The 22609-nt window shown below is 67.7% G+C and carries 15 protein-coding genes; 7 read left to right on the forward strand and 8 right to left on the reverse strand.

Translation table 11 applies throughout. The features are described 5' to 3' along the window. Positions 1–356: 356 nt before the first annotated feature. The 5 genes from ACTQWE_RS04995 to treP form a co-directional block, all read right to left on the reverse strand. On the reverse strand, positions 357–1151 hold the full coding sequence (locus ACTQWE_RS04995; protein WP_441856588.1) for an ABC transporter ATP-binding protein: 795 nt from the start codon (positions 1149–1151) through the stop codon (positions 357–359). Next, complete coding sequence (locus ACTQWE_RS05000; protein WP_304119813.1) at positions 1151–2068, reverse strand: ABC transporter permease; 918 nt, start codon at positions 2066–2068, stop codon at positions 1151–1153. The genes ACTQWE_RS04995 and ACTQWE_RS05000 overlap by 1 nt, the downstream gene beginning before the upstream one ends. A gap of 118 nt (positions 2069–2186) precedes the next feature. After that, positions 2187–3149, reverse strand: coding sequence for an ABC transporter substrate binding protein (locus ACTQWE_RS05005; RefSeq protein WP_441856585.1), 963 nt, complete (start codon positions 3147–3149; stop codon positions 2187–2189). Positions 3150–3429: 280 nt separating this feature from the next. Beyond that, positions 3430–5124: an alpha,alpha-phosphotrehalase gene (locus ACTQWE_RS05010; RefSeq protein ID WP_441856583.1), complete on the reverse strand. Its 1695-nt coding sequence runs from the start codon at positions 5122–5124 to the stop codon at positions 3430–3432. Between the two features lie 163 nt (positions 5125–5287). After that, on the reverse strand, positions 5288–7300 hold the full coding sequence (treP, locus tag ACTQWE_RS05015; RefSeq protein ID WP_441856581.1) for a PTS system trehalose-specific EIIBC component: 2013 nt from the start codon (positions 7298–7300) through the stop codon (positions 5288–5290). A 274-nt stretch (positions 7301–7574) separates the two neighbouring features. On the opposite strand from treP, the gene treR reads away from it, so the two are divergent. Then, positions 7575–8297: a trehalose operon repressor gene (treR, locus tag ACTQWE_RS05020; protein WP_441856579.1), complete on the forward strand. Its 723-nt coding sequence runs from the start codon at positions 7575–7577 to the stop codon at positions 8295–8297. Positions 8298–8457: 160 nt separating this feature from the next. Here treR and ACTQWE_RS05025 read toward each other — a convergent pair whose 3' ends face one another. Continuing rightward, positions 8458–9141 carry an MBL fold metallo-hydrolase gene (locus tag ACTQWE_RS05025; RefSeq protein WP_441856577.1) on the reverse strand — a complete coding sequence of 228 codons (684 nt, stop codon included), beginning with the start codon at positions 9139–9141 and terminating at the stop codon, positions 8458–8460. Positions 9142–9368: 227 nt separating this feature from the next. Between ACTQWE_RS05025 and ACTQWE_RS05030 the strand changes: the two genes are divergently transcribed. Genes ACTQWE_RS05030 through ACTQWE_RS05040 form a run of 3 tightly spaced genes read left to right on the forward strand, consistent with a single transcriptional unit; the run spans position 9369 to position 13631 of the window. Continuing rightward, a complete protein-coding gene (locus ACTQWE_RS05030) occupies positions 9369–9947 on the forward strand; it encodes a MarR family winged helix-turn-helix transcriptional regulator (RefSeq protein ID WP_441856575.1) in 579 nt (192 codons plus the stop codon). Beyond that, entirely contained in the window at positions 9934–11730 is a 1797-nt protein-coding gene (locus ACTQWE_RS05035; protein WP_441856573.1) for an ABC transporter ATP-binding protein, read from the forward strand. Before ACTQWE_RS05030 ends, ACTQWE_RS05035 begins: the two co-directional genes overlap by 14 nt. Positions 11731–11732: 2 nt before the next feature. Then, positions 11733–13631: an ABC transporter ATP-binding protein gene (locus tag ACTQWE_RS05040; protein WP_441856571.1), complete on the forward strand. Its 1899-nt coding sequence runs from the start codon at positions 11733–11735 to the stop codon at positions 13629–13631. 313 nt (positions 13632–13944) lie between these two features. Here ACTQWE_RS05040 and ACTQWE_RS05045 read toward each other — a convergent pair whose 3' ends face one another. After that, positions 13945–15198 (reverse strand): M20 family metallopeptidase, encoded by a 1254-nt coding sequence (locus tag ACTQWE_RS05045; RefSeq protein ID WP_441856569.1) that lies wholly within the window; start codon positions 15196–15198, stop codon positions 13945–13947. A 152-nt stretch (positions 15199–15350) separates the two neighbouring features. On the opposite strand from ACTQWE_RS05045, the gene ACTQWE_RS05050 reads away from it, so the two are divergent. Next, positions 15351–16850: a uracil-xanthine permease family protein gene (locus tag ACTQWE_RS05050; protein WP_441856567.1), complete on the forward strand. Its 1500-nt coding sequence runs from the start codon at positions 15351–15353 to the stop codon at positions 16848–16850. A 210-nt stretch (positions 16851–17060) separates the two neighbouring features. On the opposite strand, the gene ACTQWE_RS05055 is transcribed toward ACTQWE_RS05050, so the two are convergent. Continuing rightward, the gene (locus ACTQWE_RS05055; protein WP_235927218.1) at positions 17061–17726 is read right to left on the reverse strand and encodes a helix-turn-helix transcriptional regulator; all 666 of its coding nucleotides are present in this window, start codon (positions 17724–17726) and stop codon (positions 17061–17063) included. A gap of 385 nt (positions 17727–18111) precedes the next feature. On the opposite strand from ACTQWE_RS05055, the gene ssnA reads away from it, so the two are divergent. Next, entirely contained in the window at positions 18112–19467 is a 1356-nt protein-coding gene (ssnA, locus tag ACTQWE_RS05060; RefSeq protein WP_441856565.1) for a putative aminohydrolase SsnA, read from the forward strand. A 136-nt stretch (positions 19468–19603) separates the two neighbouring features. After that, positions 19604–22603, forward strand: a complete 3000-nt coding sequence (gene ygfK / locus ACTQWE_RS05065) for a putative selenate reductase subunit YgfK (protein WP_441856563.1) — start codon at positions 19604–19606, stop codon at positions 22601–22603. The last annotated feature ends 6 nt before the right edge of the window (positions 22604–22609 follow it).

Here is a 22609-nt window from a genome sequence, read left to right on the forward strand (position 1 = left end):
TAATTGCGCCGCCAAATCCGCGCCATAGAGTGAGGCTGGTCCGAGGAGTCCTGCCTGGTGGTGTCACAGGTGGCCGACTTCAGGAACGGCTAGGTCTACGCGTTCATGACCTGGCCGGACGAGGGTGCCCGCGGCAAGCGCGCGCAGCTTCTGCACAAGGGCACGCTTACGGTGCTGGAGTAGGCTGCGATTTTTGGTGCCTGCCGGCGGGTGGGCGTACGCGAACGTAGAACATTTTTCCTGCACATTTTCGCCAACTGGGAAAACGCGCCCCGAACGTCAACATTTCCGTGAATGTTGTACGTTCGGGGCGCTGGCTTGCGCTGCGGGCGCGCTGCGGGTGCGGGCGGGTGGCGCTACGAGAGCAGCATGCGGTCGTTGTCGAGCTCGCCGCCGGAGACCTCCTCGAACTTCCGCAGCAGGTCCGCGACCGTGAGCCTGCTCTTCTCGTCCCCGCGGACGTCGTAGATCACGTGGCCCTCGTGCATCATGATGAGGCGGTTGCCCAGGCGGATGGCGTCGTGCATGTTGTGCGTGACCATGAGCGTGGTGAGCGAGTCCTGCTGCACCAGGCGCTGCGTGAGCGAGAGCACCTTCGCGGCGGTCTTGGGGTCGAGCGCGGCGGTGTGCTCGTCCAGGAGCAGCAGCTTCGGGCGCTTGAGCACGGCCATCAGCAGCGTGAGCGCCTGGCGCTGGCCGCCGGACAGCAGGCCGACCTTCGAGGTCATGCGGTCCTCTAGGCCCAGGTCGAGCATCTTCAGGCGCTCGTGGTAGTCCTCGCGCTCCTCGCGCGTGATGCCCCACGCCAGGCCGCGACGACTGCCGCGGCGCGCCGCGAGGGCGAGGTTCTCGTCTATCTGCATGTCGGCCGCCGTGCCGCGCATGGGATCCTGGAACACGCGGCCCAGGTCAGCGGCGCGCCTGTGCTCCGGCAGGCGCGTGACGTCGCGGCCGTCGAGCTCGATGGTGCCGCCGTCGGGCGGGAAGACGCCCGCGATGCAGTTCAGGAGCGTGGACTTTCCGGCGCCGTTGCCGCCGATCACGGTTACGAAGTCGCCGGGCTCGAGGTGGAGGTCAACGCCGGTGAGCGCGGGCTTCTCGTTCACGGTGCCCTTGTTGAACGTCTTGGTGACGTGGGTGAGCGTCAGCATCAGCGCTCGCCTCCCTTCCGCCACGCGCGGCGCGCCTGGCTGCGCTCCAGCACCACGGGCACCACGAGCGCGAGCGCGACGATGACGGCGGAGAAGAGCTTCATGTCGTTTGCGTCCATGCCCATCTGCAGCACGATGGCGCGGATGATGAAGTAGATGACGGAGCCGACGACGGCCGAGGTCAGGCGGCTGCCGAACGCCTGCAGCTTGCCGGGCGTCAGGCGGCCGAGCACCTCGCCGATCACGATGGCGGCCAGGCCGATCACGATGGCGCCCGTGCCCATGTTGATGTCGGCGTACTTCTGGCTTTGGCACACGAGGGCGCCGGACAGCCCGACGAGGCCGTTGGACAGGCTGAGCGCGAGCAGCTTCGTCACGCGCACGTCGATGCCCAGCGCGCGGCACATGTCCTCGTTCTGGCCGGTCGCGCGCATGGCGGAGCCGATCTCCGTGCCAAAGAACCAGTAGAGAAGGGCCACGCACAGGGCCGCGACGAAGACGCCGATGATGAGGGTGGCGACGTTGTTGGAGACGCCGAGGAGGCTCGCCACGCGCGAGAACACGGTGTCGACGCCCAGAAGGGGCGTGTTTGACTTGCCCATGACGCGCAGGTTGACGGACCACAGCGATATCTGCGTGAGGATTCCCGCCAGGATCGCGGGGATGTCGAACAGCGTGTGCAGAAGCCCGGTGACCGCCCCGGCCACGAGGCCGGCGAGCATGCCGAGAAGGACCGAGACGAGCGGGTCGAGGCCCATGTTGACCGAGGCGACCGCCGCGACGCAGCCGCCGAGGGCGAAGCTGCCGTCCACGGTGAGGTCCGCGATGTCGAGCATGCGGAACGTGATGAAGACGCCCAGCACCATGATGCCCCACAGGATGCCCTGCGAGACGGCGCCGGTTAGTGATAGAAGCATGTGCTCCCCCCAAACTCGATGGCGCGCCCGCGACCGAGGTCGGCGGGTGCGCCCGTTTTCCGCCCAGCGGCGGCGTTGCATGTTGCGCGGGCTCCGGCCGGCGGGGCTGGGGCGGCGGCTAGGACTTGAGAACGGAGAGGTCCACGCCCACGGCGGCCGCGGTCTTCTCGTTCGTGGCGAGCGTGCACTCCTTGACGCTGAGGTGCTCGATCGGCATGTCGGCGGGCTTGGACATGCCCTTCAGGATCTTGACGGCCATCTTGCCGGCCTTGTAGCCCAGGGCCTCGTAATCGATGCCGTACGTGGCGAGGCCGCCGTTGTCGACCATGCCCTTCTCGCCACAGATGACGGGGAGCTTGTTCTCGTTCGCGACCATCGAGACGGTGGACATGCCCGCGGCGATGGTGTTGTCCGTCGGGGCATAGCAGGCGTCGACCTTGCCGACCATGGACTCCACCACCTGCTGGATCTCGTTCGAGCTCGACACGGAGTAGCGCACGGCCTTCAGCCCGCGCTTCTTGGCGGCCTTCTGGGCCATCTTGACCTGCACGTCGGAGTTGGACTCGGCGGTGCAGTACAGCACGCCGACCGTCTTCGCGTTGGGCAGCAGCTTCACCAGGAGGTCGAATTGCTCGTCCACCGGCGTGAGGTCGGAGGTGCCCGTGACGTTGTTGCCGGGCTTCTTGTTGCTCTTCACCAGGCCGGACGCGGCAAAGTCCGTGATGGCCGTGCCGACGATGGGGATGTCGGACGTCGCGCCCGCGACGGCCTGCGCGGCCGGCGTCGCGATGGCCAGGATCAGGTCGTCGCCGTCGTTCACGAGCTTCGTCGCGATGGTCTGGCAGGCGGACTGGTCGTTCTGGGCGTTCTGCTGGTCGATCTTGTACTTGAGGCCGGACTTCTTGAGGGCCTTCACGAAGCCCCTGTTCGCGGCGTCGAGGGCGTCGTGCTCCGTAAGCTGCAGGACGCCGATCTTGTAGACCTTGTCCCCTCCGCTAGCGCTGTTGCATCCGGCAAGGGTAAAGGCGGTCAGGCCCCCAAACAGCGCGATGGCATCGCGGCGGGTTACGCACCTGGTCATATCTGACAGCCTCCTTCTTTGGTTGGGCCGCGCGTACGCGGCGGGACGTGTGACAAAGTATCGTATTGGTATGCGCGCGCCATGAGGGCGTTGCCTGAAAAACGCTTACAAGTTTGTAACTGCGCCGACCCGTGGGCCAACCGCGTGGCGCGCCGGTCCCATGCGGGGCGCACACATGACTCGCCCGCGGAGGGAGGGGGCTCCGCGGGCGAGAAGAACAATCCTTGTGCTTGCGGCCGTCTGCGGGCACGGGCGGCCGGGTGCGGTCGGCCGCCAGCCGCTACCAGGCGAACGCCACGGCGCACCACGGCCCCAGCTCGAGCGTCCCGTCCTGGATGCGGTGCTCATCGCAGTTCTCTATCAGCACCGAGCCGCCCTCGACCTCGCCGGCCGGAAGCGCCGCCGCGTCCGTGCCGCCAAAGTTGCACGCCACGACCAGCCGCCGCGGCCCGCGTGCGGCGTCCCCAAGCGTCCGCTCGTACGCGATGACCTTCTCGGACGCCGCGTCCAGGAAGCGCACGTCGCCCGCCTGGATGACGGGGCACTCCTTTCGCAGCGCGATGATGCGCCGGTAGAAGCTCCACACGGAGTCCGGGTCTGCCATCTCGTCCGCCGCGTTCACGTACGCGTGGTTCGCGGGGATGCCAATCCACGGCGTGCCGCTGGTGAAGCCGGCGTTCGCGCCGCCGTCCCACTGCACGGGCGTGCGCGAGTCGTCGCGCGAGCGCTCGCGCACGATGCGGAACGCCTCCTCAGGCGTGGCGCCCTCGTCCTGCAGGATCTTGTAGTAGTTGAGCGACTCCACATCGCGGTACTGGTCGATGCTCGTGAAGTCCGGGTTCGTCATCCCCAGCTCCTCGCCCTGGTACACGTACGGCGTGCCGCGCAGCAGGTGGGTGCACACGGGAAGCAGCTCGCTGGAGCGCCGCCACAGCTCCCGGGTGGAGCAGTCGCCAAAGCGCGAGTTCGGGCGCGGCTGGTCGTGGTTGGACCAAAACAGCGCGTTCCAGCCCCCGCCTGCCGTCATTCTCTCCTGCCAGTCGCGCAGCAGCCCCCTCAGCCGGGGGATGTCCGGCTCCGCCAGGGCCCACTTGTCGCCGCCGGCGTAGTCCACCTTCAGGTGATGGAACGAAAACGCCTGCGTCAGCTCGTGGTAGCGAGGCGCCGTGTAGCGTATGCAGTTCTCGATCGAGGTGGAGCTCATCTCGCCCACGGTCACCATGTCCTCGATCCCGCCCTCGCGCACCAGCTCCTGCAGGTACTCGTGCACGTGCGGCCCGTCGGTATAGAAGCGCCGGCCGTCGCCCTCGAGGTCGTCCTCCAGACGCTCCGGCTTGGATATCAGGTTCACCACGTCAAAGCGGAACCCGCTCACGCCCTTCGCCTTCCAAAAGCGCACCACGTCGGCCAGCTCCGCGCGCACCTCGGGGTTGTCCCAGTTCAGGTCCGCCTGGCTCACGTCAAACAGGTGCAGGTACCACTTGTGGAGCGAGGGCACGTACTCCCACGCGCTCCCGCCAAACTTCGACGCCCAGTTCGTGGGCGGCTCGCCGGGGTTGGCGGCCGTCGCGTTGGGCGCCGCGTCCACAAACTTGTAGTACGCCAGGTACCTGGGGTCGCCGGACAGCGCGCGCCTGAACCACTCGTGGCTCGTGGACGTGTGGTTGAACACCATGTCCAGCATGAGCCCGATCCCGCGCGCCTTCGCCTCGCGCGAAAGCTCGTCGAAGTCCTCCATCGTGCCGAACATGGGCTCCACGGAGCGGTAGTCCGCCACGTCGTACCCGTTGTCGTTTTGCGGGGACGAGAAGAACGGGGTGATCCAGAGGTAGTCCACTCCTAGACGCTTCAGGTAGTCCAGTCGCTGCGTTATGCCCCTGAGGTCGCCGATGCCGTCCCCGTTGGAGTCGTTGAAGCTGCGGACGTAGATCTGGTAGACGACCTTGTCCCCAAGCTGCGCTGCGCGGTCCTGCATGTTGGCATCTCTCTTTCTGTACGGGGAGGGGCCGGGGTTTCCCTCGGCCCCTCCTGCGCCTTCGCTTGCGCTCGTCTGCCATCGTACGGCAGCGGGCGCCGCGCTCGTCTTGCGGGCGCCCCGGTCGCCGGCGCCTTCGGCCGGCGACCGGGGGCTGCTGCCGCTAGTAGCGGATGACGGGGGTGACGCCCGCCACGGCCGTGCCAGAGGTGGTGAGGTCGACCTTCTCGGCGGAGCCCTTGTCCGTCACGACCATGAGCACGGTGTCCTTGTGGCCGGCGGCCGCGACCTTCTTGCGGTCGAATGTCACGAGCGGGTCGCCGCGGTGCACGATGGAGCCCTTGCGCACGTGCGTCTGGAAGCCGTCGCCGTTCATCTCGACGGTGTCGAGCCCGATGTGGATGAGCAGCTCGAGACCGGAGGCGAGCGTCAGCCCGACCGCGTGGCCCGTCTCCTCCATCATGACGGTGACGGAAGCGTCGCACGGGGCCACGACCTCGCCGGCGGACGGCTCGATGGCGACGCCCTCGCCCATGGTGCCGGACGCGAAGACGGCGTCGTCCACCTGGGACAGCGGGATGACGGTGCCGGAGACCGCTGCGCAGAGCGTACCGTCCTCCGTGAGCTCGCCCATGGCTTCGGCGCTGGTGACGGCGGCCACGGCGGCGCCGACGGAAGACCCGGGCGTGCCGGCGGTCGCGGCGACGACGTTTGAGCCGTCGAGCGTGACGTCCTCGACGCCGACGCCGCGGTCGATGCCCTTGGACTTGCCGACGATGAAGGTGAGCACGAACGGGATGACGACGGCCACGAGCATGCACAGCGCGAACGACAGGAAGTACTTGGAGTTGATGGAGAGGATGCCGGGCAGGCCGCCGACGCCGATGGCGTTGGCCGCGGTGGAGGTGGCGGTGCAGATGACGCCGGCGACGGAGGAGCCGATCATGGCGCACACGAACGGGAAGACGTACTTCAGGTTGACGCCGAACATGGCGGGCTCGGTGACGCCCAGGTAGCACGAGAGGCAGGAGGGGATGTTGACCTGCTGCGCCTTGTCGTCATTGCGCTGCAGCACGATCATGGCGAGGACGGCGGAGCCCTGTGCGATGTTGGACAGCGTGATCATGGGCCAGAGCATGGTGGTGCCGGTGTCCGCGATGAGCTGCAGGTCGATGGCGTTGGTCATGTGGTGCAGGCCGGTGATGACGAGTGGCGCGTACAGGCCGCCGAAGATGGCGCCAAACAGCACGCGGAACGGCCCGGAGATGCCGGCCATCACGACGTTGCCGACCGCGGTGCCGAGCGTCCAGCCGATGGGGCCGACGATGAAGTGTGCGGTCATGACGCCCAGGAGCAGCGAGCAGAACGGGACGACGATCATCTGCACGATGGACGGGGTGATCTTCTTGAAGAAGCGCTCATAGTAGTTGAAGCAGATGGCTGCGAGGATGGCCGGGATGACCTGCGCCTGGTAGCCGATCATGTGGACCTGGGCAAAGCCGAAGTTCCACGTGTGGGTGGCCCAGTCCTTCGCGGTGGCGCTGGGGACGGCGTACGCGTTCATGAGCTGGCCCGAGACGAGCGTGAGGCCGAGCACGATGCCGAGCATGGGGGTGCCGCCCATCTTCTTGGTGATGGAGTAGCAGATGCCCACGGGGATGCCCAGGTGGAAGACGGCCTCGCCGATGAGCCACAGGAAGTTGTACACGCCGGTCCAGAACACGGAGAGCGACGCGAGCGTCTGCGTGCCGTCGGGCCCGAAGTAGGGCATGTCGCCCAGGACGTTGCGGAAGCCCAGGATGAGGCCGCCGGTGATGATGGCGGGGATGAGAGGGGCGAAGACCTCGGCGATGGCGCCCATGGCCTTCTGCAGCGGGTTCTGGTTGCCGACGGCGGCCTTCTTCACGTCCGCCTTGGACGCCTCGCTCACGCCGGAGACGGCGACGAAGTCGTCGTAGAAGTCCGCGACGTCGTTACCGATGATGACCTGGAACTGGCCTGCCTGCGTGAAGCTGCCCTTCACGGACGCGAGCGCCTCGATGGCGGGTACGTCCGCCTTGCCGGGGTCGGCCAGCGCGAAGCGCATCCTCGTGATGCAGTGCGTCACCGCGACGATGTTGTCCTTGCCGCCTACGAGCCTGAGTAGCTCTTGCGCGTCCTCCCGATACTTTCCCATGTTCCCTCCGTCTGACGGGGCTTTCGCCCTTCTCCCCAACCTATTTGAATAGGTGCTTGGAACGAGGATACGACGAGCCTATTTAAATAGGTGTGAAAACGGCGCCTGCGCAGCGAGCGGCGGGTAAGCGTCGGCGAGTGGCGAGGCGCGCGCAGCACTGGCGCGGTGGGTGCGACGGCTCCGGCGAGCTTTGGTTTTTTTGGGGCACGACGGACCGGCATCGCGGCATGGGTACCATCGAAACGATGGCTAACGCGGATGGGGGCACCTGCGCATGAGGGCGGTATACGGGCAGATATACGAGGATCTTCTCGCTCAGATCGAGAGCGGGGAGTATTCGTACCAGGACTTCATCCCCTCCGAGGCGGAGCTGTGCGAACGCTACAAGTGCTCGCACAACACGGCGCGGCGCGCGGTGAGGCTGCTGGCGCAGGAGGGGTACGTCCAGCCCATCAACGGCAAGGGCGTGCGCGTCATCTATCTGCCGACCGAGCGCGAGGACTTCTCGATGGGCGGAATCGAGACGTTCAAGGAGGCGGCGCGGCGAAACGGTATCGACGTGGTCACGAAGGTGGTCGGCATCGAGCAGGAGGTCGTGACGCCGTCGTTCGCGCGCGAGAGCGGGTTTCCGGAGGGCTCGACCGTCACGCACGTGGACCGCGTGCGCATGATCGACGGACACGCCCAGATTCTGGACCGCAACTGGTACCTGACCGAGCTGGTGCCTGACATCACGCCCAAGATCGCGGCGGACTCGATCTACGCGTACATCGAGGGCACGCTTGGCATGCGCGTGACCACGAGCAAGCGCACGTATTTGGCAGAGAAGGCCAACGCTATGGACCGCAGGCTGCTTGACCTGCGCGGATACGACTTTGTGGCCGTGGTGGTGAACCACACGTTCAACGACGACGGCATCATGTTCGAGTACACGTGCTCGCGCCACCACCCAAAGCGATTCTCGTTCACGACCGTGGCGCTGCGCGACCAGCGCTAGGCGCGGCGGGCGGGGTGGGTCCGTGGGGCGCCCCTGCCGTGCGGACGTGGTCACGAGGCGGATGAACTCGAGACAATATCCAATGACGCCGGGCGTGCCTTGGCTCCGTTCGCCTTGCTCGCCTTTGGCAAAGCGTGCGTGGTCCTCCCCGTCTATCAGGCTATATGTCGGTATGGGGGTGCTCCTCGTCTGGCCAGTGGGCGAAGCGGACGCGCCGCGCGCCGTGCTCCAGCAGGGTCTCCCAGCTGAGCCTGTATGTAGAGTCGGGGAAGAGTGCCGCCTGCTCGCTGGGGCAGAGGTCGCGCACGAACGCGTCGCCGGAGTCCAGCACGACGGAGACCGAGTCTGGGCTGTGACCCGGAGTTGCAAGTACTCTTCCGGCTATGCCGCAGCCAGCCAGGAAGTCCCGGCTCCGCGCCAAGGGCAAGACCTGCGCGGCGCCGTCGTCCACGGGATGGAAGTAGCGGCGTCCCCACTTACGATACACGCCGTCCGCATCGTGCGCGTGCGACGCCTGCGGGCCCCAGACCACAAGCCGCACGCCTGCGTTCTGCAGCGCGCGGGCAAGGCCCATGTGGTCGGGGTGGAAGTGCGTCACCATCAGATGGCTCACGTCGGCGACGGAGAGGCCGTGCTCGTGAAGCGCCGCCATGAGCGCGGGCATTGTGCCGGCGAGGTCTGTGTCGACCATCACGTTGCCGGAGCCGCCTCGAAGCAGGTAGCAGCGGGTCCGGCCGTACTTGAGCGTAACGAACTCGCGCCTGGCCTCGTCGTCGTGTGCCGCGCGTGATGCGTGCCTCCTGTCGTCGTGCGACGCCAAGCCGCCGTCGCGAACGTAGAACATATTTCCTACACATTTTAGCCAACTGGGCAAACACGGCCCAAACGTCAACTCTAGCTTGAATGTTCTACGTTCGCGGCGTTGCGGGCGGCCGTGGCGGGTGGCCCGCGCGGCCGCTCGATGTGTGCGCGGCGTGAATCCGGCAAAAAGCTAATCCTATTAGATAAATGCAACGGCGATGAGGGTATGCTCTTCTTCGTTAGCTAAGGGCATTAGCAAAGGAGGGGTCCTTGGAGGAACGGGAGAACGCGCGCGCCGCGGAGCCGGCCGCGAAGTGCGACGCCGTCTCGCGCGAGGCGCAGGGCGGGGAGTGGTCCGCGCTCGCGCGTGACCTGATGACGCAGACCCGCAGGTTGCGGATGTACGGCAAGGGCGCGATGCGCCGCTGGGACGGACGCGGCCGCGTGGGCGTGCTGCACGTGCTACACCATTCGGACGGCGCGCTGACGGCGGGCGAGCTTGCGCGCGCGTGCCACGTGACGTCGGCGCGCATGGCGCAGACGCTGAACCAGCTGGAGGCGGACGGCCTGATTACGCGCACGCCGAGCAAGGCGGACCGCCGGCGCACGAACGTGACGATAACGGCCTCGGGCGAGGCGGAGCTTCGCTCGTACTTCGACGGCGTGACGCGCTTTGCCGCCGGGCTGCTACGCCAGTTGGGCGAGAAGGACTCGCGCGAGCTCGTGCGCATCCTCGGGAGGCTCGCAGACGTCTTGCGCGAGGCTTCCGACGACCGCGGCACTGGCTACGGCGACGGCGCTGGCTGCGGCGACGGCGCGGGGGAAGGTGGCGCCCATGAGGCTCGCTAGGCTGCTTCGCGACCACGTGGGCGAGGTCGTGGCCGTGTTCGCGCTGCTGCTGGTGCAGGCGCTGTGCGAGCTCTCGCTGCCGCGCTACATGTCCGACATCGTGAACGTGGGCGTCGTGGGCTCGCAGGCCGGCAACGTCGCCTACCTGGGGCACATGGCGCTCGCGATGTTTGGCTTCTGCGTGGGGTCGCTCGCGGCGGCAACGCTCTCGGGCCTCATCGCGTCGCGCGTCGCGGCGGCGGTGGCGCGCGACCTTCGCCGCGAGGTGTTTGCAAAGGTGATGTCCTTCTCGCCCGCGGAGGTCAACCGGTTCTCGCAGTCGTCGCTTATCACGCGCTGCACCAACGACGTGCAGCAGATCCAGAACATGATCGTGATCATGCTGCGCATGGTCATGTTTGCGCCGGTCATGGGCGTGGTCGCCGTGGTGCAGGTCATGACGATGGGCGGCGGGCTCGCCTGGATCGTGGGCGCCGCGCTGTTGGCGGTGCTTGGCGTGGTGAGCGTGCTCTTCTCGCTCACGATGCCGCGCTTCAAGGCGATGCAGTCGCTGGTGGACCGCGTGAACCTGGTGACGCGCGAGATGCTGGACGGCCTCATGACCATTCGCGCGTTCGGGCGCCAGGACCATGAGCTCGGGCGCTTCGACGACGCGTCCGGCGAGCTTCGCGACGCGCAGCTGTTCGTGAACCGCGCGATGACGCTCATGATGCCGATCATGATGCTGGTCATGAATATGGCAACCGTCGCCATCGTGTGGTTTGGCTCGCACGGGGTGGCCGCCGGCGCGATGCGCGCGGGCGACATGATGGCGTTCATCAGCTACGCCATGATGATCGTGATGAGCTTCCTCGTCGTGTCGATGGTCGCCGTGATCCTGCCGCGCGCGGAGGTCTCCGTCGGTCGCGTGCAGGAGGTGCTCGCCGTCGAGCCCGCCGTGCGTGACCCCGAGCATCCCGTGGCGCCGGCCGCGGACGCGCCGCGCGGGCGCCTGGTCTTCGACCACGTGGGCTTTCGCTACCCGGACGCGGAGGGCGACGTCGTGAGCGACGTGAGCTTCTCGACCGCGCCCGGCAAGATAACTGCGATCGTGGGCTCCACGGGCTCCGGCAAGTCCACGCTGGTGCAGCTTGCGCCGCGCCTGTACGACCCCACGTCCGGCACCGTCACGCTTGACGGCGTCGACACGCGCCGGATGTCTCTGGCCGACCTGCGCTCCCGCGTGGGCTACGTGCCGCAGCAGGGCTTCCTGTTCTCGGGCAGCATCCGCAGCAACGTCGCGTTCGGCACGGACGCCGTGGGCACGGACGCGCCCGGGGCCGCGGGCCAGAAGGGCGCCGCGGGCGAGAAGGACCTGCTCCGCGCGGTGGAGGTTGCCCAGGCGTCCGAGCTCGTCTCGCAGAAGGACGGCGGGCTGGACGCGTCGATCGCGCAGGGCGGCACGAACGTGTCCGGCGGGCAGCGCCAGCGCCTGGCCATCGCCCGCGCGCTCGCGATGCACCCGGAGGTGCTTGTGCTTGACGACTCGTTCTCTGCGCTGGACTACGCAACGGACGCGCGGCTGCGCCAGGCACTGGCGCGCGAGTGCGCGGACACCGCCGTGCTGGTGGTGGCGCAGCGCGTCGCGACCGTCATGGGCGCGGATCAGATCGTCGTGCTGGACGAGGGCCGCGTCGTGGGGCAGGGCACGCACGAGGAGCTGCTGCGCAGCTGCCCCGAGTACCTTGAGATCGCGAAGAGCCAGCTCAGCGCAAGCGAGCTTGGCCTGAAGGAGGGTGAGTAGCCATGGCGGAAGGGACGCTGCGCGAGCAGGGTGCGAGGCAGGTGGGCCGTCCCGCGGGCCCGCGCGGGCACGGTCCGGGAGGCCGCATGGCGCCGGGCGAGAAGCCCAAGGACTTTGGCGGCACCATGAGAAAGCTCCTGCACTACATGGGCGCCTATCGCGTGGGGCTCATCGCTGCGGTGGCGCTTGCGATGGCGAGCGTGCTCTTCTCGGTCGTGGGACCGAAGGTCCTTGGCGGCGCAACGACGGAGGTCATCCGCGGGGCGCAGGCGGCCGCGGCCGGGACGGGCGGCATCGACTTTGGCAAGATCGGCCGCATACTTATTGGCCTGCTATGCATATATCTGGCGAGCGCCGCGGCGTCGGGTGTGCAGAGCTGGATTATGACGGGTGTGACGCAGAAGGTCGTGTACCGCATGCGCGGGCAGATCGCGCAAAAGATCTCGCGCGTGCCGCTCTCGTACTTCGACGGCGGAGCCATGTCGAAGGGCGACGTGCTCTCGCGCATGACCAACGACGTGGACACGCTGAGCCAGTCGCTTAACCAGGGCCTCATCCAGCTGGTGACCTCCGTCACGCAGATCGTGGGCGTCGCTGTCATGATGGTGTCGATCTCGCTTCCGCTCGCGGGCGTGACGTTCGTGACGCTGCCGGTGTCCGCGCTCGTCCTGGGCGTGCTGATCAAGAGGTCGCAGCGCTACTTCCGCCTGCAGCAACAGCAGCTTGGCGCCGTGAACGGCCGCGTCGAGGAGGACTTTAGCGGCCAGGTGGTCATCCAGGCGTTCAACCGCGGCGACCGCGCCGTCGAGCGCTTCGAGCGCGAGAACGACCAGCTGTACGAGAGCGCGTGGAAGAGCCAGTTCCTTTCCGGCCTCATGCAGCCGCTCATGAACCTCGTGGGCAACATGGGCTACGTCGGCGTCGTGGTGGTGGGTGCGGGCCTTGCCGTGACCGGCGCGATCATGCCGGGCGACATCCAGGCGTTCATCCAATATGTCAAGAGCTTTACCCAGCCCATCACGCAGCTTGCGACCGTGTCCAACGTGCTGCAGCAGATGGCGGCGTGCGCGGAGCGCGTGTTCGAGTTCCTGGACGCGCCGGAGGAGGAGGCGACCGCGCGCGTCGACCCCGCGACGGGCGAGCCCGCCGAGGCCATCGGCCGCGCGCGGGGCGCCGTCGACTTCGACCATGTCTCGTTTGGCTACCTCCCGGGCAAGACGATCATCCACGACTTCACGGCGGACGTGCGCCCCGGCCGCACTGTGGCGATCGTCGGCCCCACGGGCGCGGGGAAGACCACGCTCATGAAGCTCCTGCTGCGCTTCTACGACGTGGACGCCGGCACGCTGCGCGTGGACGTCCACGACGTGCGCGACGTTGCGCGCGAGGACCTGCGCCAGAACTTCGCCATGGTCCTGCAGGACGCGTGGCTGTTCAAGGGCACGATCCGCGAGAACATCCGCTTTGGCCGGCTCGATGCAACGGACGACGAGGTGGAGGCCGCCGCGCGCTACGCGCACTGCGAGCACTTCATCAAGACGCTGCCCGGCGGATACGACTTCCAGCTGGACGAAGGCGCCACGAACGTGAGCCAGGGCCAGCGCCAGCTGCTGACCATCGCGCGCGCCGTGCTCGCCGACCGCCCGATCCTCATCCTGGACGAGGCCACGTCCAACGTCGACACGCGCACGGAGTGGCGCATCCAGCGCGCCATGGACAAGCTCATGGCCGGCCGCACCAGCTTCGTGATCGCCCACCGGCTGTCGACCATCAAGCACGCGGACGCCATCTTGGTGCTGCGCGACGGCGACGTGGTCGAGAAGGGCACGCACGAAGAGCTGCTGGCCAAGGGCGGGTTCTACGCCCAGCTGTACCAGTCGCAGTTCGAGGGGGTCGCGTAAGGCGCCCGGCCGCGACAGGCCCGTTTGCGGGCCCGCGAACGTAGAACATATTTTCGACACATTCCCGCGACCTGCGGAAACGCGGCCCGAACGCCAACAAAAGATTGAGTGTTTGACGTTCGGGCAGTTTCATGTGCCCCAGGCGCCCGTGTAAGGCCGGCCCTGGCCCCACGCGCGGGCGCTAACGTATAACTAAAATCTCGCGCACATGTGCCAACTGGGCAAACGTGCCGCTAACGTAGAACTAAAAAATATAGTTCTACGTTAGCGCCCGCCCAGCACCCCCAGCCCGCCCCGGCGCGCCCGGCCCGTGCTACCCAACCACGCCGCGAGCCAGGCGTGAAAGCACGGCGCGCACCCGCTCGAGGTCGGCCACGGGCACGTGCTCGTTCGGCTTGTGCGCAACCTCCAGGCTGCCCGGCCCGTACGAAAGGCACTCGCGGTTGTGGCAGATCCCCGCCACGACCGCGGTGTCCGTGTATCCCGTGAACGTGCCGGTCCCCACGTCGTACCCCTCGCCGTGCGCGGCGTCGCGCAGGGCGGCCAGCAGCGCGGAGTCCGGGTTCGGCTCGATGGCGGGCCGGTCGCCCGTCACGCGATAGCTGCCGCGCACGCCGGGCACGGCCTCCTCCGCGCGCGCGATCGCCTGCTCCACAAGGCCTCGCGCCCAGGCCGTGTCGTAGGGCGGCACAAGCCGCATGTCGATCCACACGCGCGCAAAGTCCGGGACCACGTACGGGCTGTAGCCGCCCTCTACCTGCCCAAACGTGACCGTCGGCCTGCCAAGCGACGCGTGCGGCGCAAGCGTCTGGAACGCGCGGCGAACATGGCAGATGGCCTCGCTCAGCGCAGCCACCGCGTCCGCGCCCCTCCAAGGGGTGCTCGCGTGCGCCGTCACGCCGGCCATGTCCAGCTCAAACCACGTTCGCCCCTTGTGCGCGCCGCGCGCGAGCGAGTCCGTGGGCTCCGTGTCCAGCACCCACCCGCGACCGTCCAGCCAGCCCGCGCGGATGGCGGCCTCGCAGCCGCGCATCACGTCCTCCTCGTCGACGGTGCATAGCAGAGAAACGCTGCGCTCGGGCGCGCATCCGCGCCTCCGCACCAGGTCGATCGCGTCGCCGAAGGCGAGCATCGCGCAGGCGAGCCCGCCTTTCATGTCGCAGGAGCCGCGTCCCCAGAGCTCCCCGTCGCGCACGACGCCGCCAAGCGGCGGCGTCTCGTCAGACCATCCGTCGCCCAGCTGCACGGTGTCCATGTGGCAGCACAGCGTCAGGTCGGCCGGGCCGGGCCCGGCGGGGGAGTCGTCCCCCGCCGCCATCCCCGCGCCGCCGCCCGCCGCCGGAATCGTCGCGCGCAGGCACGTGCGGCCGGGAAGCGCCTCCAGCTCCTCAAGCGTCGCGAGCGGCGTGCCGTCGGCGGCGCGCGCCGCGTCCACCCGGGGTGCAAGCCACGCCCGCACAAAGCGCTCCAGCTCGCCCTCGTACGCGCCCGGGTCAGAGCTGTCTATCCGCACCAGCTCCGCGGCCAGCTGCGTTACCTCATCCTCTTCGCTCGCGTCGCATTCCATTGCCGCTCGCCCCCAAAATCTGCCGATGACCGAATTTCTCAGCCTGTTGCATATTCGCCGTCCCTACTCTACTCTCATAAGCAAACAAAAAAGGTGGAAGCCAAACAAAAAAGAAGTTTGGCAAAGCCCGACCCAGAACAGAGGAGAAGAACATGGCAGAGGCCCAAGGTTCATCCGCACTGTTTAGCCAAGACGGCAAGCTCTCGGCGCAGGAACTCATCCCCATGGCGTTGCAGCACGTGGTTGCGGCGGTCGTGGGCATCATCACGCCCGCGATCATCGTGGCAAACCTATGCCACCTGCCGGCAGACCAGAAGACCCTGCTCATCCAGGTGTCGCTCGTGATGAGCGGCCTGGTCACGCTCGTGCAGGCGCATCCGCTGTTCGGCGGCCGCTTCGGCTCGGGCCTGCCCGTGATCATGGGCACGTCGTTCGCGTACGTACCCACGCTCTCCGCCGTCGGGGTCCAGTTCGGCATCGGCGCCATCCTCGGGGCAGAGATCATCGGCGGCGCCGTCGCGGTCGTGTTCGCGCTGTTCTTCCGCAAGATCAAGTCGCTGTTCCCCAGCGTCGTCACCGGCACCGTCGTCCTGTGCATCGGCATCTCGCTCTACACCGTCGCCGTGGGCTACATGGCCGGCGGCTCCGGCTCGTCCACGTTCGGCAGCGCGCAGAACTGGCTCGTCGCGCTCGTGACGCTCGTGGCGTGCGTGTACTTCTCCAACTTCGGCAAGGGCGTGTTCAAGCTCGGCTCGCTGCTGTTCGGCATGCTCGTGGGCTACGTGCTCGCCCTCGCGCTCGGCATGGTCAGCTACGACGCCGTCGTCGCGTCCAACTGGTTCGAGCTCCCGCACTTCATGCCGTTCGCCATCAAGTTCGTCCCCGCGTCCATCGCCAGCATCACCATCGTGTTCATCGTCGCCTCGCTCGAGACCATCGGCAACTTCACCGGCGCCACCGTCGGCGGCATGGACCGCGAGCCCAACGTGCAGGAGCTCACGGGCGGCCTGGTGTCCCAGGGCATCATGACCATGGTCGGCGCGTTCTTCGGCGCCATGCCCACGTCGTCCTTCGGCCAGAACGTCGGCATCGTCACCCAGACCCGCGTCATCAACCGCCGCGTGTTCTCCACCGCCGCCATCATCCTCGTCGCCGCCGGCCTCATGCCCAAGCTCGCCGCGGTGCTCTCCGGCATCCCGCAGGCCGTCATCGGCGGTGCCACCATCAACGTGTTCGGCACCATCAGCATGACCGGCATCCGCATGCTCACGAAGGACGGCCTCACGCCGCGCCGCGCGTCCATCGCCGGCCTCTCCGTCGCGCTCGGCATGGGCGTGTCCCTCACGAGCGGCGCCCTCACCGGCCCCGGCATGCCCGGCTGGGTCAACCAGGTCTTCGGCGGGTCCGCCATCGTGATCGCGGCCATCACGGCCATCATTCTCAACCTCGTGCTGCCCAAGGGCGGTCCCGACCAGGACGTCGTCGAGGCCGTCGAGGGCGCGTCCGAGATAGCAAATGAGGGCGTGAGCGCGCTGTACCAGAGCGCCGCGACCGGCGTCCCCGCGGTCGAGCACGTCGCCGACGCGGACATCCACGTCGCCACCGGCTCCGCGCCCGCCGCTCAGGATGGCGAGAAGAACGGCAACGCCTAGTCGCCGTCGCAAGCCAAACGCAAGCCAGGCGCAGTCCAGGCGCAGTCCAAACGCAGGCGGTGCGGTCGCGCGAGAGCGTGGCCGCACCGCCTTTACACCTCGCGGCCGCACCTGCGCCCGCAGCCCCGCGCCCGCACGTCCGCCCGCACCCATGCAAGAGGGCCCCGCGCACCACGCGCGAGGCCCTCTCCGCAAGGCTCGATCCGTGCGCTACTCCTGGCCCGCGGCGCGCTTCGCCTCGTCCATGTAGCTGTACAGCGTGTACTTCGATATCCCAAAGTAGTTGCAGACCTTCTGCCCGCTCTTCGTAACCAGGAACGCGCCGGAGTCGTTCAGGAACCCTATGGCCTTCACCTTGTCCTCCTTGCTCATCAGCGCCACGGGCTTGCCCACGATGCGCACGCTCTGCTCGATGAGCTCGTCCAGGAGGTCCGTCACGTTGTGCGGAATGGTCTCGGGGTTCGGGTCGGGCGCGTCCGTCAGCGCCGTGAACCCCTTCAGAACCTCCTGCATCGCCATGAAAAGCGTCGTGTCGTAGTTGATCGCGAAGATCGCGGACGGCTCGCCGTCCTCGTCGCGAAAGAAGATCGTGCTCGACTTCAGGACCTTGCCGTCCTCGGTCTTCGTCAGGTACGCAAGCTTGTCGTGAAGCTTGCTCGGGTCCGTGCGCAGCGCCTTCAGCACCACGTTCGAGGGGCCGTCGCCCACCTTGCGGCCGGTTATGTGGCCGTTCTCTATCGCCACGATGGTGCTGTCCGGGTCGCTCGACCTCAGGTCGTGCACAACTACCTCGCAGTTGTCGCCAAACTGCGCGGCCACGCCGCGCGCCAGGCGCTTCAGAAAGTCAATCTGCTGCTGATGCATGGTCTGTTGCATATAAATGTCTCACGCTCTTCTCGCCGTCCGCAACGCGCCTCGCTGGGCGAGAAGGGCGGCGGCCTTCGTTGCTAACAAAAATTAATGCTATCATAGCATTTTGTTTGGAAGAACGGCTGCCGGCACGGCGTGCGCATGCCGCTCGCGCGGCAAATCGACCGTACGCCGACTGCCGACCGCGCCGCACGTGCGCTGTGACACTATGGAGACTAACGATTTGTTTGGTAACCAACTAACGATTTGTTAGAATCGTTACGGAGCCGCGGAACACGCGGCGGGGCGGCCGGGGCCCGCGTTGGCAACGCCCGGCCGGCGCGGTAATAGAGGCCGCGTCCGTACTCATACGACGTCGTAGCTGATCTTCGACACGTTCCAGGGAGCAGCCATGCTACTTGTCGAGAACGGGCGCGTCGTCACGCGCAGCAACGAGAACCCCTACATCGCCGACGGCGCGGTCGCGATCGACGGCACCAAGATCGTCGCGGTCGGCGGGCGAGAAGAGCTTCGCCGCGCATACCCCAACGCCACCAGCCTCGACGCCCACGGCGGGCTCGTCATGCCGGGCCTCATCAACTGCCACACGCACATCTACTCCGGCCTGGCGCGCGGCCTTGCCATCAAGGGCTGCAACCCCACCAACTTCCTGGAGAACCTCGAGCAGCAGTGGTGGAACATCGACCGTCACCTCACGCTCGACGGCACGCGCGCCTGCGCGTACGTCACCATGATGGAGTCGTTCCGCAACGGCGTCACCACCATCTTCGACCACCACGCGAGCTTCCGCCAGATCCCGGGCTCGCTCTTCGCCATCAAGGACGTCGCGCAGGAGATGGGCATGCGCGCGTGCCTGTGCTACGAGGTCTCGGACCGCGACGGCAAGCAGAAGCTGCAGGAGTCCATCCAGGAGAACGCCGACTTCGCCCGCTGGGCCGCCGCGCAGGACTCCGACATGATCGCCGCCATGTTCGGCGGGCACGCGCTCTTCACGCTGCCCGACGAGGCGCTCGACGCCATGGCGCAGGCGAACGACGGCCTGACCGGCTTCCACGTGCACGTGTGCGAGGGCATGGACGACGTGTACGACTCCGCCCAGAGGCACGGCACGAGCTCGGTGCACCGCCTGCTCGACCACGGCATCCTCGGCCCGAAGACCATGCTCGGCCACTGCATCCACGTGTCCCCGGCCGACATGGACATCATCGCCGGCACGCACACCAAGGTCGTGAACAATCCGCAGTCCAACGCCAACAACGCCGTCGGCACCGCGCCCGTGCTCGAGTTCTTCAAGCACGGCATCACCGTCGCCATGGGAACGGACGCCTACACGCACGACATGCTCCAGTCCCTCAAGGCGTTCGTGCCGCTGCAGCGCCTGAACTCCGCGCTGCCCAACGTCGCCTGGGGCGAGGCCATGACCATGCTGTTCAAGAACAACGCAGAGGTCGCGAACATGTACTTCTCGGCCAAGCCGCAGGGCAAGCCGCTCGGCGTGCTCGAGCCCGGCGCCGCCGCGGACGTGGCGATCTTCGACTACCCGGCGCCCACGCCGCTTGGGGCGGACAACGTCGACGGCCACATCCTGTTTGGCGTCGAGGGCCACGACTGCCGCACCACCATCGTGAACGGCCGCGTCGTCTACCGCGACCGCGAGTTCGTGGACTGCGACAAGGAGAAGATCGACGCGTTCGTGATGCAGCAGGCCAAGGAGCTCTGGGGGGAGCTCAACGGCCGCGCGTACTAGGCGCCACCACCACAAAATCCCGGGCGGCGGGGGCATGCGTCCCGCCGTCCGGCGCTCTTCGTCGTCCCGCGGACGCTAAGTGCGGGGACCATACGCGCGTGCCCGACGCGGGCACCTTCGGAGAGGAAACAGCACTATGAGCGACATCATGCGCCCCATGTCCTTCGACCACCTCATGACGTGGATCCTGGACGAGTACGAGTCCCAGCAGACCATCTTCGGCCAGCGCCGCCTTGCCCGCACGGAGCCGGCGGCGGCCCGTCCCATCTTTGGCGAGAAGATCGAGACCCCGTTTGGCCCGGCGGCCGGTCCCAACACCCAGCTCGCCCAGAACATCGTCGCGAGCTACGTGACGGGCGCGCGCTTCTTCGAGCTGAAGACCGTCCAGAAGATGGACGGCGCCGAGCTTTCCGCCTGCGTGAACAAGCCGTGTATCCTCGCGTCCGACGAGGGCTACAACTGCGAGTGGTCCACGGAGCTCACCGTGCCGCAGGCGTTTGGCGAGTACGTGAAGGCATGGGTCGCGTGCAAGCTGCTCGCGCGCGAGTTTGTCTTTGGCGACCCCGACGGCTTCGTGTTCAACATGTCCGTCGGCTACGACCTCGAGGGCATCAAGACCCCCAAGGTCGACTCGTTCATCGACGGCATGAAGGACGCGTCCGCAACGCCGGAGTTCAGGGAGGCCATCGCCTGGGCGCACGCGAACGTCGACCGCTTCCGCCACGTGGACGCCGCGTTCGTGGACTCCATCACGCCGCACATCAGCGACTCCATCACCGAGTCCACGCTCCACGGCTGCCCGCCCGCAGAGATCGAGCGCATCGCGACCCACCTCATCTGCGAGAAGGGCCTGAACACCTACATCAAGTGCAACCCGACGCTCCTGGGCTACGAGTACGCGCGCAAGACGCTCGACTCCCTCGGCTTCGGCTACATCGCGTTCGACTCGCACCACTTCGACGAGGACCTGCAGTGGGAGGACGCCGTCCCCATGATGGAGCGCCTGCAGGTGCTTGCCGCCGAGCGCGGCGTCGAGTTCGGCGTCAAGCTCACGAACACCTTCCCGGTGGACGTCACCCGCGGCGAGCTCCCCAGCGAGGAGATGTACATGTCCGGCCGCGCACTGTACCCGCTGTCGCTCACGCTCGCGAGCCGCATCGCCAGGCAGTTCGACGGCAACATCCGCATCTCGTACTCCGGCGGCGCCACCGCAAACAACGTCTTCGGCCTCGTGGACGCGGGCATCTGGCCCGTCACCATGGCCACCAACGAGCTGAAGCCCGGCGGATACGCGCGCTTCGTGCAGGTCGCGGAGGTGCTCTCGCACCAGGCAGACGCCGGCAAGCCGTTCGCGGGCGTCGACGCGGCAAAGGTGTCCGCCCTCGTGGATGCGGCGCTCGCCGGGGGCGACTGCCGCAAGCCCATCAAGCCGGAGCCCGACCGCCACGTCCTGGGCGAGCTGCCGCTCACGGACTGCTTCGTCGCGCCGTGCCGCGAGGACTGCCCCATCCGCCAGGACATCCCCGGCTACGTGCAGGCCGTGGGCGAGGGCCGCTACGCCGACGCGCTGAACATCATCCTCGAGCGCAACGCCCTTCCGTTCACCACGGGCACCATCTGCCCGCACACCTGCGGAAACTCCTGCATGCGCAACTACTACGAGGAGCACGTGCACATCCGCGACCTCAAGCTCGAGGCTGCCGAGAAGGCCTTTGACGATGTGCTCCCCACCCTCTCGGCGCGCGGCAGCGTCGCGGGTCGCAAGGTCGCGATCATCGGCGGCGGCCCGGCCGGCCTCTCCGCCGCGTCCTTCCTGAGCCGCGCCGGCGTGGACGTCACCGTCTTCGAGCGCACGAAGAGCCTCGGCGGCATCGTGCGCCACGTGATCCCCGGCTTCCGCATCTCGGACGACGCCATCGACCACGACGTCGCGCTCTGCAAGGCGTACGGCGCCACGTTCGAGCTCGGCCGCGAGGTCGCGAGCGCGGGCGAGCTGCTGGCGCAGGGCTACACGGACGTCGTCGTCGCCGTCGGCGCGTGGGCGCCGGGACGCCCCGCCCTCAAGAGCGGCAAGGCGCTGGACGCGCTCGAGTTCCTCGAGGCGTTCAAGCGCGACCCCGCGTCCCTTGACCTGGGCACGGACGTCGTCGTGGTGGGCGGCGGCAACACCGCCATGGACGTCGCGCGCGCCGCGAAGCGCGTGCCGGGCGTGAGGAACGTGCGCCTTGCGTACCGCCGCACCGTCCGCTACATGCCTGCCGACGAGGAGGAGCTCGCGATGGCGCTCGAGGACGGCGTGGAGCTCCTGGAGCTCCTTGCGCCGGACACGCTGGAAGACGGCGTCCTGACCTGCGACGTCATGGAGCTGGGCGAGCCTGACGCATCCGGCCGCCGTCGCCCCGTCGCAACGGGCCAGACCCGCGAGGTCCCCGCGACCGCCGTCATCGCGGCGGTGGGCGAGCGCGTGGATGGCGGCGTGTACGCGGCCTCCGGCTGCGAGCTGGACGAGAGGGGCCTGCCCGTGGTCGACGCCACGCTGCAGACGAGCGTCCCCCACGTGTTCGCGGTGGGCGACTGCCGCCGTGGCCCCGCGACCGTGGTGAAGGCCATCGCCGATGCGCAGGTCGTCGCCCGCGCCATCGCGAACGCCAGCTTCGACGCGCAGGAGGCCACGAACATCGCGGCCGAGGTGGCCAAGGTCTTCTCGCAGCGCGGAAACCTGTGCGCGGACTGCGCCAGCACGGACAAGACGCGCTGCCTGAGCTGCGCCGCCGTGTGCGAGACCTGCGTCGAGGTCTGCCCGAACCGCGCGAACGTGGCCGTGCGCGTGCCCGGCATGCGCCAGGCGCAGATCGTCCACGTGGACGGCATGTGCAACGAGTGCGGCAACTGCGCCGTGTTCTGCCCGTACTCCCAGGGCCGCCCGTACAAGGACAAGCTCACGCTGTTCTGGAGTCGCGAGGACTTCGACGACTCCACAAACGAGGGCTGGCTGCCCACGGAGGACGGCGCGCTGGTGCGCCTTGGCGGCACCGTCGCCACCTACGACGTGGAGGACGTGGCGTGCGGGCTTCCGGAAGACGTTCGCAAGATCATCGTGACGGTGCGCGACAAGTACGCGTACCTGCAGGGATAGGAGGGC

Source organism: Parafannyhessea sp. LCP19S3_B1, from assembly GCF_052121955.1.
Classification (GTDB): Bacteria; Actinomycetota; Coriobacteriia; order Coriobacteriales; family Atopobiaceae; genus Parafannyhessea.

Excerpts from the sequence above, each read along its gene's own strand:
- ACTQWE_RS05045 (WP_441856569.1), bottom strand. The coding sequence starts at position 15,198 with ATGGAATGCGACGCGAGCGAAGAGGATGAGGTAACGCAGCTGGCCGCG.
- ACTQWE_RS05000 (WP_304119813.1), bottom strand. The coding sequence starts at position 2,068 with ATGCTTCTATCACTAACCGGCGCCGTCTCGCAGGGCATCCTGTGGGGC.
- ssnA (WP_441856565.1), top strand. The coding sequence starts at position 18,112 with ATGCTACTTGTCGAGAACGGGCGCGTCGTCACGCGCAGCAACGAGAAC.
- ACTQWE_RS05040 (WP_441856571.1), top strand. The coding sequence starts at position 11,733 with ATGGCGGAAGGGACGCTGCGCGAGCAGGGTGCGAGGCAGGTGGGCCGT.
- ACTQWE_RS05035 (WP_441856573.1), top strand. The coding sequence starts at position 9,934 with ATGAGGCTCGCTAGGCTGCTTCGCGACCACGTGGGCGAGGTCGTGGCC.
- treR (WP_441856579.1), top strand. The coding sequence starts at position 7,575 with ATGAGGGCGGTATACGGGCAGATATACGAGGATCTTCTCGCTCAGATC.
- ACTQWE_RS04995 (WP_441856588.1), bottom strand. The coding sequence starts at position 1,151 with ATGCTGACGCTCACCCACGTCACCAAGACGTTCAACAAGGGCACCGTG.
- ACTQWE_RS05050 (WP_441856567.1), top strand. The coding sequence starts at position 15,351 with ATGGCAGAGGCCCAAGGTTCATCCGCACTGTTTAGCCAAGACGGCAAG.
- ACTQWE_RS05005 (WP_441856585.1), bottom strand. The coding sequence starts at position 3,149 with ATGACCAGGTGCGTAACCCGCCGCGATGCCATCGCGCTGTTTGGGGGC.
- ACTQWE_RS05010 (WP_441856583.1), bottom strand. The coding sequence starts at position 5,124 with ATGCAGGACCGCGCAGCGCAGCTTGGGGACAAGGTCGTCTACCAGATC.
- ACTQWE_RS05055 (WP_235927218.1), bottom strand. The coding sequence starts at position 17,726 with ATGCAACAGACCATGCATCAGCAGCAGATTGACTTTCTGAAGCGCCTG.
- ACTQWE_RS05025 (WP_441856577.1), bottom strand. The coding sequence starts at position 9,141 with ATGTTCTACGTTCGCGACGGCGGCTTGGCGTCGCACGACGACAGGAGG.
- ygfK (WP_441856563.1), top strand. The coding sequence starts at position 19,604 with ATGAGCGACATCATGCGCCCCATGTCCTTCGACCACCTCATGACGTGG.
- treP (WP_441856581.1), bottom strand. The coding sequence starts at position 7,300 with ATGGGAAAGTATCGGGAGGACGCGCAAGAGCTACTCAGGCTCGTAGGC.